This is a genomic window from Sphingobacteriaceae bacterium, from assembly GCA_002319075.1.
Classification (GTDB): Bacteria; Bacteroidota; Bacteroidia; order B-17B0; family Aurantibacillaceae; genus Aurantibacillus.
Map to the genome: position 1 here is coordinate 1,620,798 of NVQB01000001.1, position 13,536 is coordinate 1,634,333.

The 13,536-nt window shown below is 38.8% G+C and carries 14 protein-coding genes and 1 pseudogene; 5 read left to right on the forward strand and 10 right to left on the reverse strand.

Annotation, left to right across the window (positions count from 1 at the left end; genetic code table 11):
• Positions 1 to 32: 32 nt before the first annotated feature.
• The 6 genes and pseudogenes from CNR22_07215 to hpt all read right to left on the reverse strand — a co-directional run bounded on the left by CNR22_07215 (position 33) and on the right by hpt (position 4,186).
• On the reverse strand, positions 33 to 377 hold the full coding sequence (locus tag CNR22_07215; protein PBQ31564.1) for a 50S ribosomal protein L20: 345 nt from the start codon (positions 375 to 377) through the stop codon (positions 33 to 35).
• Between the two features lie 113 nt (positions 378 to 490).
• The gene (locus CNR22_07220; GenBank protein ID PBQ31565.1) at positions 491 to 685 is read right to left on the reverse strand and encodes a 50S ribosomal protein L35; all 195 of its coding nucleotides are present in this window, start codon (positions 683 to 685) and stop codon (positions 491 to 493) included.
• A 155-nt stretch (positions 686 to 840) separates the two neighbouring features.
• Positions 841 to 1,326, reverse strand: coding sequence for a hypothetical protein (locus CNR22_07225; protein ID PBQ31566.1), 486 nt, complete (start codon positions 1,324 to 1,326; stop codon positions 841 to 843).
• A gap of 93 nt (positions 1,327 to 1,419) precedes the next feature.
• The gene (locus tag CNR22_07230) at positions 1,420 to 2,439 is read right to left on the reverse strand and encodes a GTPase ObgE (protein PBQ34848.1); all 1,020 of its coding nucleotides are present in this window, start codon (positions 2,437 to 2,439) and stop codon (positions 1,420 to 1,422) included.
• A gap of 637 nt (positions 2,440 to 3,076) precedes the next feature.
• Positions 3,077 to 3,634 (reverse strand): annotated as a pseudogene (locus CNR22_07235) (adenylate kinase).
• A 15-nt stretch (positions 3,635 to 3,649) separates the two neighbouring features.
• On the reverse strand, positions 3,650 to 4,186 hold the full coding sequence (hpt, locus tag CNR22_07240) for a hypoxanthine phosphoribosyltransferase (protein PBQ31567.1): 537 nt from the start codon (positions 4,184 to 4,186) through the stop codon (positions 3,650 to 3,652).
• A 161-nt stretch (positions 4,187 to 4,347) separates the two neighbouring features.
• On the opposite strand from hpt, the gene CNR22_07245 reads away from it, so the two are divergent.
• On the forward strand, positions 4,348 to 5,304 hold the full coding sequence (locus CNR22_07245) for a threonylcarbamoyl-AMP synthase (protein PBQ31568.1): 957 nt from the start codon (positions 4,348 to 4,350) through the stop codon (positions 5,302 to 5,304).
• Positions 5,305 to 5,362: 58 nt separating this feature from the next.
• On the opposite strand, the gene CNR22_07250 is transcribed toward CNR22_07245, so the two are convergent.
• The 3 genes from CNR22_07250 to pgk all read right to left on the reverse strand — a co-directional run bounded on the left by CNR22_07250 (position 5,363) and on the right by pgk (position 8,534).
• Positions 5,363 to 6,790 carry a hypothetical protein gene (locus CNR22_07250; GenBank protein PBQ31569.1) on the reverse strand — a complete coding sequence of 476 codons (1,428 nt, stop codon included), beginning with the start codon at positions 6,788 to 6,790 and terminating at the stop codon, positions 5,363 to 5,365.
• 61 nt (positions 6,791 to 6,851) lie between these two features.
• Entirely contained in the window at positions 6,852 to 7,337 is a 486-nt protein-coding gene (locus CNR22_07255; GenBank protein PBQ31570.1) for a 2-C-methyl-D-erythritol 2,4-cyclodiphosphate synthase, read from the reverse strand.
• A gap of 3 nt (positions 7,338 to 7,340) precedes the next feature.
• On the reverse strand, positions 7,341 to 8,534 hold the full coding sequence (gene pgk, locus CNR22_07260) for a phosphoglycerate kinase (protein ID PBQ31571.1): 1,194 nt from the start codon (positions 8,532 to 8,534) through the stop codon (positions 7,341 to 7,343).
• 37 nt (positions 8,535 to 8,571) lie between these two features.
• Here pgk and CNR22_07265 point away from each other — a divergent pair, with 37 nt between their 5' ends.
• Positions 8,572 to 8,757, forward strand: coding sequence for a hypothetical protein (locus tag CNR22_07265; GenBank protein ID PBQ31572.1), 186 nt, complete (start codon positions 8,572 to 8,574; stop codon positions 8,755 to 8,757).
• Between the two features lie 96 nt (positions 8,758 to 8,853).
• Here CNR22_07265 and hemL read toward each other — a convergent pair whose 3' ends face one another.
• The gene (hemL, locus tag CNR22_07270; protein ID PBQ31573.1) at positions 8,854 to 10,137 is read right to left on the reverse strand and encodes a glutamate-1-semialdehyde-2,1-aminomutase; all 1,284 of its coding nucleotides are present in this window, start codon (positions 10,135 to 10,137) and stop codon (positions 8,854 to 8,856) included.
• 156 nt (positions 10,138 to 10,293) lie between these two features.
• Here hemL and CNR22_07275 point away from each other — a divergent pair, with 156 nt between their 5' ends.
• From CNR22_07275 to CNR22_07285, 3 genes are read left to right on the forward strand one after another with little or no spacing between them, the layout of a single operon-like run.
• A complete protein-coding gene (locus CNR22_07275; GenBank protein PBQ31574.1) occupies positions 10,294 to 10,809 on the forward strand; it encodes an alkyl hydroperoxide reductase in 516 nt (171 codons plus the stop codon).
• 18 nt (positions 10,810 to 10,827) lie between these two features.
• Positions 10,828 to 12,519, forward strand: coding sequence for a hypothetical protein (locus CNR22_07280; protein ID PBQ31575.1), 1,692 nt, complete (start codon positions 10,828 to 10,830; stop codon positions 12,517 to 12,519).
• Positions 12,520 to 12,538: 19 nt separating this feature from the next.
• Positions 12,539 to 13,519 carry a hypothetical protein gene (locus CNR22_07285; protein ID PBQ31576.1) on the forward strand — a complete coding sequence of 327 codons (981 nt, stop codon included), beginning with the start codon at positions 12,539 to 12,541 and terminating at the stop codon, positions 13,517 to 13,519.
• The last annotated feature ends 17 nt before the right edge of the window (positions 13,520 to 13,536 follow it).

A 13,536-nucleotide genomic window follows, 5' to 3' on the forward strand; every position in this document is an offset into this window, starting at 1 on the left:
GCGTTTAACAGTGTTTTTTGACTAAAGTCTTATTATTTTACCTGATTTATAACTGCTGTGAAAGCTTCAGGATGATTCATCGCTAAATCAGCTAATACTTTACGATTTAATTTTAAACCTTGTTTGTTTAATTTTCCAATAAATTCTGAGTAACTCATGTCATGCTGACGAACAGCTGCATTGATACGTTGAATCCACAAACCACGCATAGTACGTTTTTTGTTTTTACGATCGCGGTATGCGTAAGTTAAACCTTTTTCAAGAGTATTTTTGGCTATTGTCCAAACATTTCCTCTTGCACCCCAATAACCTTTGGTTAAATTAAGGATTTTTTTTCTGCGAGCCCTGCTGGCTACGTGATTGACGCTTCTTGGCATTTCTTGTTTTTAATTGCTTTGAATTTTAGTGCTCATTTAAGAGGCTTTATACTAAGACTCTGGTTAAACATTTTGTTTAATAACCGATTAGATAATTTTAAAAGGAGTTTCGCTTAGATTCCTAACATGAATTTCACGTTCGGTGTATCTTGCTTGCTCACTAGCCCTGTCTTAGCTAAACCGCGTTTACGGTCTTTTTCTTTTTTAGTTAAGATGTGACGTTTGTAAGCATGCTTTCTTTTAATTTTACCTGTTCCAGTAAGCTGAAATCGCTTTTTAGCACTGGAATTAGTTTTCATTTTTGGCATGTCTTGCTATTTTTTAGGCGGCAAATATAGGGCTTTATTAGACTTATACAAAGGAAATTGTTGAAAATCTACCTAATGCATGTGCGAATTGCACTTTTTTTATCCCTTTAGTGGTTTTCTAAGGCTTTTACACGCATAAACACCCCTAAGGCACATCAATGCTCTTTGAACGTTAAACGGTAATGAAATCCTCCAGCGTCTGCTGAAAGTATCAGTTCTTTGCTTCTACAGCGTATTATTCTCCATGTAATTCCACCATCAACCGGATTAAAGACATTTTTTAATTTGACCCCGTTATTTAACTGAAGTGGAACGACTGTTTTTAAATTATAAGCCTGCAGGTATTCATCGTCAGATACCATCAACTCTGCTGCTCCAAGAGTTTTAAGCTGGTAGTAGTTGTCACGCTCGTATTTAAAGAACCGCAGGTAACTTTTTAATAGTTCTCTATCTCCGTTACCTGACACAAAGTCGGTGCTGTCTATGTTATTGACCTCGTATTTTTTGAGATCCATAAAACTCGATTTGCTCATCTCTGTATTAAGTAAAAGACGCGCGTTAATCCGCAGGCCTCCCTGGGGATACTTTCTACAACTGCTGACTAGAAAAATAAAAATAACACCGATCGCGATCCCTTTCATAAGAATAATTACCTAGTGTAAACTTCTTAGTTAATAGCTCTTGCTCCTTTGACAATAGTCAAAAAAACATACAAGACTATTTGAAAAGAAAAATTAAAACTGGTACTCGTTCAATTGTCGCCACAACATGTCTTTTAATTCGACTATGTTTTTTTGAGAGGCTGATGAGAAGAAAATGTAAGGCACTTTATTTTTGCCTTTTAAACGTTTGTCAAGATCTTTTTTCATTTCCGCTTCCAGCTCGTCATCAAGCATGTCGGCTTTGCTAATGCCAAGAATACGTTTTTTATCCAGCAATTCAGGATTAAACTGTTTTAATTCGTTGAGAAGAATTTTGTATTCGTCAACAATGTCTTTACTGTCGCAACTCACAAGAAATAACAAACTAGAGTTACGCTCGATATGCCTTAAAAAGCGCAGACCAATTCCTTTGCCTTCGTGAGCGCCCTCAATAATTCCAGGAATATCAGCCATCACAAAACTCTTGTAATCACGGTAACTTACAATTCCTAAATTGGGAACCAGTGTTGTAAATGGATAATTTGCAATCTCAGGTTTAGCAGCGCTTACAACTGATAATAATGTAGATTTTCCTGCATTTGGAAATCCAACTAAACCCACATCTGCCAATACTTTTAATTCAAGAATTTTCCATTCCGTCTTACCAGGTTCGCCGGGTTGGGCAAACTGCGGGCTTTGTAGCGTACTGTTTTTGAAATTAGCGTTTCCTAATCCTCCTCTGCCTCCATGCACCAGGATTATTTCCTGGCCGTCTTCCGTAATTTCACACACAAGCTCGCCGGTCTCTTCATCTCTTGCAACAGTTCCCAAAGGCACTTCTAAGATCTGATCTGCTCCTTGTTTCCCTGAGCTATTGCTGCTCGATCCGCCAGTACCAGGTTCAGCGATAATGTGTTTGCGGTATTTTAAATGGATCAGGGTCCATAATTGTTTGTTTCCTTTTAGAATGATGTGTCCTCCACGGCCACCATTACCACCATCAGGACCGCCAAAGGCAGTAAGCTTATCGCGGTGAAAATGAATAGAGCCTGCCCCTCCTTTACCGGTTCTGCAACAAATCTTTACGTAGTCAACAAAATTACTATTATCCATTTTTGGTTTTAAAAATAAAAAAGCCTGATTCTGCATTCTGCAAAATCAGGCCTCAAAGGTAATTATAATATTATTAGCGTTTTCCTATTTTTTGTAGCCAGGGTTATCTGGACTTTTTTGCCGTTTTCTTCACCGCTTTTTTTACCACTTTTTTGGCTGCTTTCTTCACAGTCTTTTTAACTGCTTTTTTTGGCGCGACCTTTTTTACCGCTTTTTTAACTAGCGTTTTTTTAACCACTTTTTTGGCCATCTTTTTAGGTGGAGATTTTTTTACGGCCTTTTTTGGCGCTAATTTCTTCACTCCTTTTTTTACGGCTTTTTTAGGAGAGACACGTATAGACTTTGTGACTGTTTTCTTAGCCGGAGTTTTTTTCACTGAGACGGCTTTGCTTTTTACCAGAGGTTTTTTGCTGGCAACGGCGGCCTGCTTACTGCTTGCGGCGGCCTGTCTGCTTGCCTTTGCACTTTGTTTCTTTTCTTCCTCTTCTTCTGCTTCAGCCCGTTTAATAGCGTCAATTTCCAAAAGTAATTCTGGAGCGATATCGTCTGCCAACTCAAAATCCTGTATGGTAAGATCCAGATGTTCTAAATCTGTTTCTAATGAAGTAAGATCCATTTCAGCATTTAAAAAAACAATACGGTCTACTAAAGATTTAAAAATTTCATCAATGGTTCCAATTCCACCTATCGAATGAAATTTACCTTGTTCGTTATAATAGTTTTTTAAAGGCAAAGTCTTGTTATTGTATTCCTGAATACGGCGACGAATAACGGTTTCATCACGATCATCAGCCCTGCCACTGTCTTTGCCGCGTAGCAACAAACGTTTGGTAAGCTCTTCATCATCAACTTCCAACGCAAGCATACCGCTGATACCTGTTCCTTTTTTCTGGAGCAAATCATCCAGGGCTACAGCTTGTGCCGCAGTTCTGGGAAAACCATCAAAAATAAATCCCTTTGCATGAGGGTTTTCGTCGAGTTTGGATTCTATCATACCTATTACGATATCATCGCCCACCAGTTCTCCTCTATCCATTATTTCCTTCGCCTTTTTACCAAGATTGGTACCACGCGCAATTTCTGAACGCAAAATATCTCCGGTGCTTAAATGCACCAGGCCATATTTACTGATCAGGTTTTCAGATTGTGTTCCCTTTCCTGCGCCAGGAGGGCCAAATAAAACAATGTTCAACATTTTTTCCATTTTATCTTAAGCTAATACGTGTATTTCTTTTAAATTTCTTCCTAAGCCATCGTAGTCTAAACCATAACCCACAACAAAATCGTTCGGAATTTGAAATCCTACATAGTCTAATATGTAGTGCTTTTTGTAAGCATCTGGTTTAAATAATATAGTGGCTACTTTAATTTGTTTAACGTTTTTAGTAGCTAAAAGTGTTATAAGTTTTTCAAGTGTAATACCACTGTCTACTATATCTTCTACGATAACTACCGTGCGTCCGCTAATATTTTCTGTTAACCCAATAAGTTCGGTAACGTTGCCACTACTCGACAAGCCGCTGTAGCTGGCCATTTTAATAAAAGATATCTCGCAAGGTATCGCTATTTCTTTTAGCAAATCTGACGCAAACATAAATGATCCGTTTAGCACCGCGAGAAAAACAGGAAATTCATCTTTTAAATCTTCATTGATAGCGCCTGCAACATTTTTCACCGCCTCTGCAATTTTTTGCTGAGTGATGTAAGGTTTAAATTGTTTATCCTTTAGTGTTATGAATTGACTCATAAAAAGCTTAGCGGCTAACAAATATAATGGTTTTATCTGCATTTAAACATGAGGAATGTTTTTTTGAAGATGAATGTTCTGATCAGGATTTTTTTCATCGAAATTTCGCAGCTTTATTTTCGAATTCTCTTTAGGTTTGGCGAGATTGTTATCTTTGCCCCGTGGCGCAAACAGGTAAAAATATAAATCAAGCAGCAGATCTGCTTTTGCAGGGAAAACTTGTGGCCATTCCAACGGAAACGGTTTACGGACTTGCTGCCAACGCTTTAAACGAGACTGCGGTGCTAGCTATTTTTGAGGCTAAACAAAGACCTTTTTTTGATCCTCTTATTATCCATGTGCATTCGGAGGAAGCCGCAAGAAAATATGCAGACTTTACCGATGACCGTTTAGTAAAACTTGCCAAAACTTTCTGGCCCGGCCCATTAACTTTGCTTCTTCCCAAAAAAGAAATTATTCCAGCTCTTGTTACCTCGGGGCTTGAGCAAGTTGCAGTTAGAGTTCCGAAGCATTCATTGACTTTAGCACTTCTTGAAAAACTAGATTTACCTCTTGCCGCCCCGAGCGCCAATCCATTCGGTTATGTGAGTCCCACCGAGCCTGCCCACGTGGAGAAACAGCTTGGGACTAAAATTAACTACATTCTTGATGGAGGACCGTCCACTGTGGGTCTGGAATCTACTATTATAGGCATTGAAGAAAATAAAGTATGTGTTTTTCGTTTGGGTGGATTAGCTATAGAGGATATTGAAAAGGTTGTTGGTAAAGTAGAATTACGCATCAATAATTCCAGCGATCCCAAAGCTCCGGGACAACTAAAAAATCATTATGCGCCAAAAAAACCTTTATTTATAGGCAATTCGGCTACCTTACTAAACGAACATGCTGGAAAAACGATTGCATGTATTTGTTTTGGAAAGCATCTCCAAACAGAGAACCGTGTTGAGATTTTTAATTTATCTCCCACAAAAGATCTGAATGAGGCGGCATTAAATCTGTTTAAATATTTGAGATTAAGTGATGAAAGTTCTGCAGAGATTGTTATCTGCGATTTACTTCCCGATGAGGGTTTGGGAAGAGCTATTAATGACAGGCTTCGCAGGGCAGCTACTAAGTAAGCACAAGTCTTATCGCTATTGGATTGAAAGGAAATAAGAAAGGCAAAAAAACAAGGGTTTATTCCAGGATCACCCTTTTCGAAATGCTGACCTCTTTATTTTTTAGCGTTAAAATATATAAACCTTTTTGAAATTCTGCGAGATCAATACTGTAATCCGTGGCAAAAATTTCTTCCTGAAAAATTCTTTTACCACTGATATCGCTGAGCGAAATAAAATAATTATCCTTTTTATCGAAAGTAAGATTTAATGTCTTAGAAACGGGATCTGGAAAACAAGTAAAGAAAATTTTATTTGTATTTTCTTTCATGGCCACTGGTGCGAGTCCTGTATACCATATCGGCGACGTCACAATCCAATTGCCATCTGTTTGCCTTAGTTCCGCGAAGTAGTAATATTCAATACCCGATTTCACGTTCATATCCGTAAAGGTCGTTGTATTATTTCCAATCGACATATGAGCTATGCTGGCCCAGAGTCCACCACTGTTTTTATATCCTTTCCAGATTTTAATAGTGTCTGCCTGTTCTCCGTCAGGATCATTATGAATAACATGAAAAGTGGGATAATTTGCCGAACTCACTATAGATCCCATAATAGTTCCATCCATATTAAAATCTATCCTGGCATTCGGATCATCGCTTCCATAAAAATTCATTTGCTTCATTGCTTTAAATAAATTCGCCTTTGTTAGTGAAGGTGCAAGAATAACAAGGCGTCCACCATTGCTCCGTCCAAAGTTGGTGTAATGATTATCATGATCGTAGCCAATTCCTAAATGATAGCCCAAAAACAAAAGTCTTTTATAATAGGCAAAATAATTCCCTGATGAATAATCCGTATAGTGGGTATTAGCGCTGTTCGCAACACCACTACGCAAGGGCATGCCTACTATGGCACTGTCGTATGCTGCGTTGTAGGGAGAATTCGATAAGGCTGTACCATAAGTTCCATCAGTTGTGTAATCATCAAAATCAGGATGTGCAAGATAACCAAAGGCATTCGAATGGTTCTTTATCTTCTTGAAAACGCCGTCATAATCTGTTTTGGCGTTAAACACATCATAGTTATTTCCGTTAACACCGGGCACGGTGGTTTCCCAACCCAGTAAATGATTAAAGCCATAAATAATGATGTGGCCGTTGTATTGCGACGACACACCATATTCCATACCGTACAAAGCTAAAAATGATCCGTCCTGGTTAGCAGCATTTGCCATGTTGAGACCGACCTGATAAAGGGGCTGCTTAAATCCCGGGTTATGGTTCGTTGAATAATGGTTATGTTCTGAGATGCCCAGGAAATCAAAATTATCTGTTAGTTTGGCGTAGGCATAACTCCCGTCAGGTCTGCCCACTCCTGAACTTACTGAATCTTTGTTGCCATCGCTGAAAGCCGTGTGAGCGTGAAGATTTCCAAAATAATAATTATATGTCTGAGCTCCTGCTGCTGCAGACAAAAAGAGAAAAATAAAAAAACACCTCATATTCTAAATTAATGAATACGGGTGTTTCTTAAAATAAATTGATCTAAAAGCCCGAAGGATTTTATTTTTTATAAATCAGTGCCACGGCATATGCATTCACCCCTTCGCCTCTACCCACGTAACCTAACTTTTCGTTTGTAGTAGCTTTTATCGAAACTTCATTTTCTGTAACCTCCAGAATTGGTGCTAAAACTTTTTGCATAGCTTTTATGTGAGGGTTTATTTTTGGATCCTCAAGACTTAGCGTAGCATCGATGTTTCCTATCCCATAGCCGTTTTCACGTAATAAAGCCACCACTTCTTTTAAAAGTAATTTGCTGTCGGCGCCCTTGTATTTTGGGTCTGTATTTGGAAAATGAAATCCTATATCGCGTAAGTTAGCTGCACCTAAAAGAGCATCACATATGGCGTGTAAAAGCACATCAGCGTCGCTATGTCCAACGCAACCTTTGTCAAATTCAAGCTTAACGCCACCTAGCCATAATTCTCTTCCCTCACCTAAAGGATGCACATCGTACCCAAATCCAATCCTGATATTTACACTCATCTTTTAACCCTCTATAGCTTTAACACCTGGTAAAGTTCCTTGCTCGATATATTCTAATAATGCTCCACCGCCTGTGCTCACATAACTTACTTTATCGGCAAGATTGTATTTATTTATTGCCGCAACACTGTCGCCACCGCCAATAAGCGTGTATGCTCCCGCTTTCGTAGCTTCTACAATATCAAAGGCTGCCTGTTTTGTGCCCGCTTCAAATTTGCTCATTTCAAAAACACCCATAGGACCGTTCCATAAAATGGTTTTAGAGTTTTTGATCACCTCGCCAAAATAGTGCATCGATTTTTTACCAATGTCCAGTCCCATCCATCCGTCAGGAATCTGGTCAATCTGAACTTCCTGAGTAGTGGCATCGTTAGAAAAGTTATCAGCAATAACTGCATCCACAGGAATGCAAAGGTTTACCCCTTTTACTTTTGCTGTAGCAATTAAATTTTTTGCTACTTCTAAACGATCGTCTTCGCAGAGTGACTTTCCAATCTTGCCACCAAGAGCTTTAATAAAGGTAAAAGCCATGCCGCCTCCAATAATAATGTTATCAGCCTTATCCATCAGCTGTTCAATGATCATAATCTTATCGCTCACCTTTGCACCACCTATAATCGCAGTAAAAGGTTTTTCCGTCTTATTTAAAACTTTGTCAATACTAGCCACTTCGTTAGCCATCACATAACCAAAACACTTTGAAGATGCATCAAAATAGTTAGCCATAACTGCTGTTGAAGCGTGAGCACGGTGCGCCGTTCCGAAAGCATCATTCACATACACGTTGCCATGTTGACTTAGTTTTTTCGCAAACATGGCGTCACCCTTTTCTTCTTCTTTGTAAAAACGCAAATTCTCCAACAATAAAACTTCACCCTTTTTTAATGCTTCCGATTGAAGCATAGAAGCATCGCTAATACAATCGTCAGCAAACTGCACAGGCACGCCTAAGTGTTTACTTACTTCGTTTACAATGTGCTTTAGTGAATATTTGTTTGTTGGCCCTTCTTTCGGTCGCCCCAAGTGGCTCATCAACACTATACTGCCACCGTCATTTAATATTTTTTTAAGCGTGGGAATAGCCGCACGTATCCGGGTGGCATCTGTTACTTCAAACGCATCGTTTAAAGGAACATTAAAATCAACGCGAATAACCGCACGTTTATTTGAGAAATCTAGGGAATCTACTGTTTTCATAGCCTGCAAAAATAACTAATTGCTTTTAAACAGAAAAATGACAAATTACAAAGGAACTGCAAAAACAAGCCCTCAACGCTGGCTCCCGAACTATATAAAAACTTATGTAGAACGGGATGTGCGTTTTATCAGGAATATTGAAAACATTTTTCTATTTCATAATATTCTAACAGACGCGGCCTCCCTTAAAAACCTCAAATGGTTTCAAAAAGTTCTTCGTTAGCAGGGTGGAGTACTTATAAACGCAAGCGACGAAAGCAAAAGTTTTGATAACGAAATAGAGCAAATAAGTTGGGAACAGGTAAGCGGCTTATAAAGCTTAAGCCAGTTTTTTTAAACTTAATTCAAATGCTTTAATAGTTTTATCGAGATCTTCATAGGTATGCGCACGGCTCACAAAACCAACCTCATAGCCACTTGGCCCAAGGTAGATACCGTTTTCAAGCAAAGCGTGGTAAAGCGTTTTAAAATAAGACATGCTGTTAGCATCAATGTCTTCAGCATTTACAATACTTTCTTTTTCTGTAAAGGCAATCCAGAAAATAGAACCAAGGCTAAATAATTTAAACAGTTTAAACGGATTTATTTTATTAATGCCGTTTATTAAGTACTGCGTTTTCTTTTCAAGATCTTCATAAAAATTCTCTTTCAAACATTCCGAAAGTTGAGCAATCCCAGCGCTCATCGCAACCGGGTTACCGCTTAACGTCCCTGCTTGATAAACAGGCCCTTCAGGCGATACGCAACTCATAATTTCTTTACTTGCCCCATAAGCGCCAACAGGAAATCCACCTCCAATTATCTTTCCATAAGTAACAATGTCCGGTTGAATATTGTACAATCCTGCGGCACCTGTAAAACTCATACGGAAACCACTGATAACCTCATCAAAAATTAAAAGAGTTTTAGTGGCAGAACAAATTTCACGCAAAAAAGTAAGAAACTCTTTTCCTTGCAAAAGCAAACCGTTATTCGCCGGTACAGGTTCAATGATAATACAGGCAATTTCATCTTTGTAATTTTTGAAAGCCTCCTGAACCGCTTCTTTATTATTTAGTGGTACCGTTATAGTTTCATTTACAAAGCTTTCAGGCACTCCTGCACTGCTTGAATTTCCAAAGGTAACGAGTCCGCTGCCGGCTTTTACCAGCAACGAATCTACGTGGCCGTGATAACAGCCTTCGAATTTTAAAATTTTATTGCGGTTTGTGAAGCCACGGGCTAAACGTATCGCGCTCATCACCGCTTCGGTGCCACTACTTACAAAACGTAGCTTCTGAATAAACTTATTATTAGAGAGGATCAGGTCTGCCAATTCATTTTCGAGTTGCGTGGGAGCTCCAAAAGAAGTGCCCTTGCGCATGGTTTTATCTACAGCGTTTAATACAGCATCTTCTGCATGTCCGAGAATAAGCGGACCCCAGCTACAGCAGTAATCGATATATTCATTCCCATCCGCATCCCAAATATGCGAACCTTTTCCACGTTCTATAAATAAAGGATTTCCACCTACGCTTCTGAACGCACGTACCGGAGAATTCACTCCACCCGGAAAATAATTTTTTGCCCTTTCGAAAAGTTCTGCCGATTTTTTAGTCTCCATAAATTTTGGCAAAATTATGGATTTATTATGGGTTTAAGATTTAGTTTAACCAAATACCTGAAAAAAGCTACCTCCTAAAAAGTGTTAACACTTATATCCCATTTTTTTTCCTATAATTGTGGCGCGATAATTGGTTAAAAGTTAAAGTAAATCGACATGAAAAAAATAATCCTAGCACTGATCACCTTCTCACTTTTCTCATTTATAACTTTAAATGGTGACGGTGATAAAATACCCGCAGCAACATTAAAAAAATTGGATGGAAGTAAAGTTAATTCTGCATCTTTCAGCAATAACGGGAAACCAATTATTATCAGTTTCTGGGCCACCTGGTGCAAACCCTGCAAAAAAGAACTGGATGCAATAGCTGAATCTTACCCTGAATGGGTGAAAGAAACAGGTGTAAAACTTATTGCTATAAGCATCGATGATTCAAGAAGTTCCGGTAAAGTAGTTACTGATGTTAAAACCAAAGGTTGGGAATATGAAATTTACATAGATGAAAACCAGGATTTTAAACGTGCCATGAATGTAAATAACGTGCCTCACACTTTTATAGTAGATGGTACTGGTAAAATTGTATGGAGTCACAATTCTTATGCGGATGGTGATGAAGACAAACTATATGAAAACATACAATCCCTTATAAAGGGTGAGAAGTTAAAACACTAATTTTCATTCGACTTACACATGAAGTTTTGCAAAACCTTGCGCAGATCAGCGGTTTATCTGCCTTTGCTTACTGTTACGTTTATTAAGGCTCAAAATTCCACAACCGATATGGGTTCCATTCATGGAAATTTTCAGATCGATGCACAATATTACCAAGCCGATTCTTTGATCGGAGCTCCAAAAGTTCCAGAGAAATTTCTTTCTAATGCCTTTGGGAACATCAATTACACGCGCGGTAATTTTTCTGCAGGAGTGCGTTATGAAGCTTACAACAACGTAAGGCAAGGATTTGACACACGTTATAAGGGACAAGGAATCACCAATAGATTCGCCCGCTACAGAACCGATTTACTCGATGTTACTGTAGGAAATATCTATGAGCAGTTTGGAAGTGGGTTAATGCTAAGGACTTATTACGAGCCGGGATTATTGTATGATAATTCTCTCGATGGTATCAGAGTTATTTCCTCTCCTGTAAAAGGTGTTACACTTAAAGGTTTAGTTGGTAAACAACGCTTCTTCTTTACTACTGGTCCGGGCATCGTACGCGGTGGAGATGCTGAAGTAAATGTGAATGAACTTTTTGATTCTGTTTTAGGAAAGAAAAAAACAAAAGTTATTCTTGGCGGAAGTTTCGTTAGTAAATATCAAACGGATATTGATCCGAATTTAAATTTGCCCGAAAACGTTGCTACCTATGGCGGACGCGTCAACATTATCAGAGAAGGGTTTAATTTTTCTACGGAATACGCCTATAAGATGAATGATCCTTCATTTGATAATCACTATTCTTATAAAAACGGTGAAGCGCTTTTTGCTTCTCTTTCCTACGCTACTAACGGACTTTCGTTTATGGTTCAAGGTAAGCGTGTAGACAATATGAGTTTCAGAAGTGACCGGGACGCTAGCCTTCAAAGTCTTTTGATCAATTATCTTCCCGCCACTACCAGACCTCACACTTACTCTATGCTTGCTTTAAATCCATACGCCACTCAGCTTAGAGGCGAAGTAGGTGGCATGGTAGAAGTGCAATATAAATTTAAAAAGAATACCGCTATTGGCGGAAAGTACGGAGCAGAAATAACGGTGAATTATTCGCAGGCCAATGGTCTTCGTCAGATTCCTGTAGGAGATTCAACTACAGCAATGACTTTTTATAAGACGAGTTACGGCGATATAGGCGATAATTACTACCATGATTTTAATATAGAGTTTAGTAAAAAATTCTCTAAAAAATGGAAGGGAACAGCTGTTTACTCCAATCAGTTTTACAACCGTAACATTGTGCAATTTGGAGCCGCCAATGAGGGTTACGAGAGTTTGAAGTCAGACATTGTGGTATTGGATCTTACTTACAAGTACAGACCTTCTTCATCTCTAAGACTAGAAGTACAAGGTCTATTCGCCAGAAATCAGAATATGATTACTAACTCTAATTTAGTAGGAAAGGGTAATTGGGGTACCATGCTGCTCGAGTGGTCGCCGAATGGCAACTGGTTTGTCGCTTTGTTTGATCAATATAATTATGGTAATCCTGATAAAGCTGCCCGCGTGCATTATTATTTAGGAACATTTGGCTATAATAAAGATGCACACCGTATTGCAGTTAGCTATGGTAAACAAAGCGCCGGGATCTTTTGTGTAGGAGGTGTATGTCGTGTGGTGCCTGCTTCCAATGGGCTTACGCTTTCAATTACCAGTAGTTTTTAGTATCTTAGTGTAAACATTAATGCTCTCTTCCATGAAAAAAATAATCATCTCATTCCTGTTTCTTTTCCTGATTACCGCCTGCGATAAAATTTCACACCCCGTTCAGGGTCCCCCAAAAATTTTTGATTGTATTGACCCGCTAAATCAGGTAATAAAGACAAATGCCAATAAAAATCCTGATCAGCGTAAGGTATTGTTGGAAGATTTCACCGGTCACTACTGTCCAAACTGCCCACGTGCGGCTAAAGTAGCTGAAACCCTTATGGAACAAAACCCCGGGAATGTTATTTTGTTAGCGCATCATGTTACCACTACTTACGCCAAAATTTCTACGGATACAACAAATAAATTCAAAGAAAACTTCATGAATGACGCTTCTAACGATTGGGATAGTCCTAAAACTGGCTTTGGCGTTTCTGGTGCGGGACTTCCTCAGGGAATGGTTAACAGGATAGGAAATCCTAATTTTGCGCAGGCCGACAGCAAATGGGCCTCTTTAGTCTCGACTGAGTTAAATAAACCATTGGTGGCGCGTCTTGATCTTGAAACTACTTATGACTTGGTATCACATTATTTAATTGCCAAAGTAAAAGCTACATTTAAACAAGCTGTAGCTCATAATGTAAATGTAGTTTTTGTATTATCTCAAGATAGTATTGTTGCCTGCCAGAAAGATAATAACCCGCTTAATGCGCCAAATGATCGCGATCCCGATGAACCTCAGACTCGTCTTAATTTTCATTTTAATCACATCACTATCAACGCAATGAATGGAGCGCAGGGAGAAGTATTAAAATCGGGTCCTATCGCGATAAATGATACGGCTTCTTTAACATCGAGTTGTTTTCTATTAAATAAGTGTTTTGGCGCCGATAACGCAACTACGTTTCCTCCCTATAAGGCCTTTTGTATTGACGACAGATACGTAAGTTTGGTCGCTTTTATTTATGATGCCGACACAAAAGAAGTGTTGCAGGCGGAGACCATGAGAATTCGTTAATTTCATAACAACTTAAA

Coding starts and splice junctions, on each gene's coding strand:
- CNR22_07250 (PBQ31569.1), bottom strand. CDS start 6,790: ATGAGGTGTTTTTTTATTTTTCTCTTTTTGTCTGCAGCAGCAGGAGCT.
- CNR22_07265 (PBQ31572.1), top strand. CDS start 8,572: ATGACAAATTACAAAGGAACTGCAAAAACAAGCCCTCAACGCTGGCTC.
- CNR22_07215 (PBQ31564.1), bottom strand. CDS start 377: ATGCCAAGAAGCGTCAATCACGTAGCCAGCAGGGCTCGCAGAAAAAAA.
- CNR22_07275 (PBQ31574.1), top strand. CDS start 10,294: ATGAAAAAAATAATCCTAGCACTGATCACCTTCTCACTTTTCTCATTT.
- CNR22_07255 (PBQ31570.1), bottom strand. CDS start 7,337: ATGAGTGTAAATATCAGGATTGGATTTGGGTACGATGTGCATCCTTTA.
- CNR22_07220 (PBQ31565.1), bottom strand. CDS start 685: ATGCCAAAAATGAAAACTAATTCCAGTGCTAAAAAGCGATTTCAGCTT.
- CNR22_07225 (PBQ31566.1), bottom strand. CDS start 1,326: ATGAAAGGGATCGCGATCGGTGTTATTTTTATTTTTCTAGTCAGCAGT.
- hemL (PBQ31573.1), bottom strand. CDS start 10,137: ATGGAGACTAAAAAATCGGCAGAACTTTTCGAAAGGGCAAAAAATTAT.
- CNR22_07280 (PBQ31575.1), top strand. CDS start 10,828: ATGAAGTTTTGCAAAACCTTGCGCAGATCAGCGGTTTATCTGCCTTTG.
- pgk (PBQ31571.1), bottom strand. CDS start 8,534: ATGAAAACAGTAGATTCCCTAGATTTCTCAAATAAACGTGCGGTTATT.
- CNR22_07285 (PBQ31576.1), top strand. CDS start 12,539: ATGCTCTCTTCCATGAAAAAAATAATCATCTCATTCCTGTTTCTTTTC.
- hpt (PBQ31567.1), bottom strand. CDS start 4,186: ATGAGTCAATTCATAACACTAAAGGATAAACAATTTAAACCTTACATC.
- CNR22_07230 (PBQ34848.1), bottom strand. CDS start 2,439: ATGGATAATAGTAATTTTGTTGACTACGTAAAGATTTGTTGCAGAACC.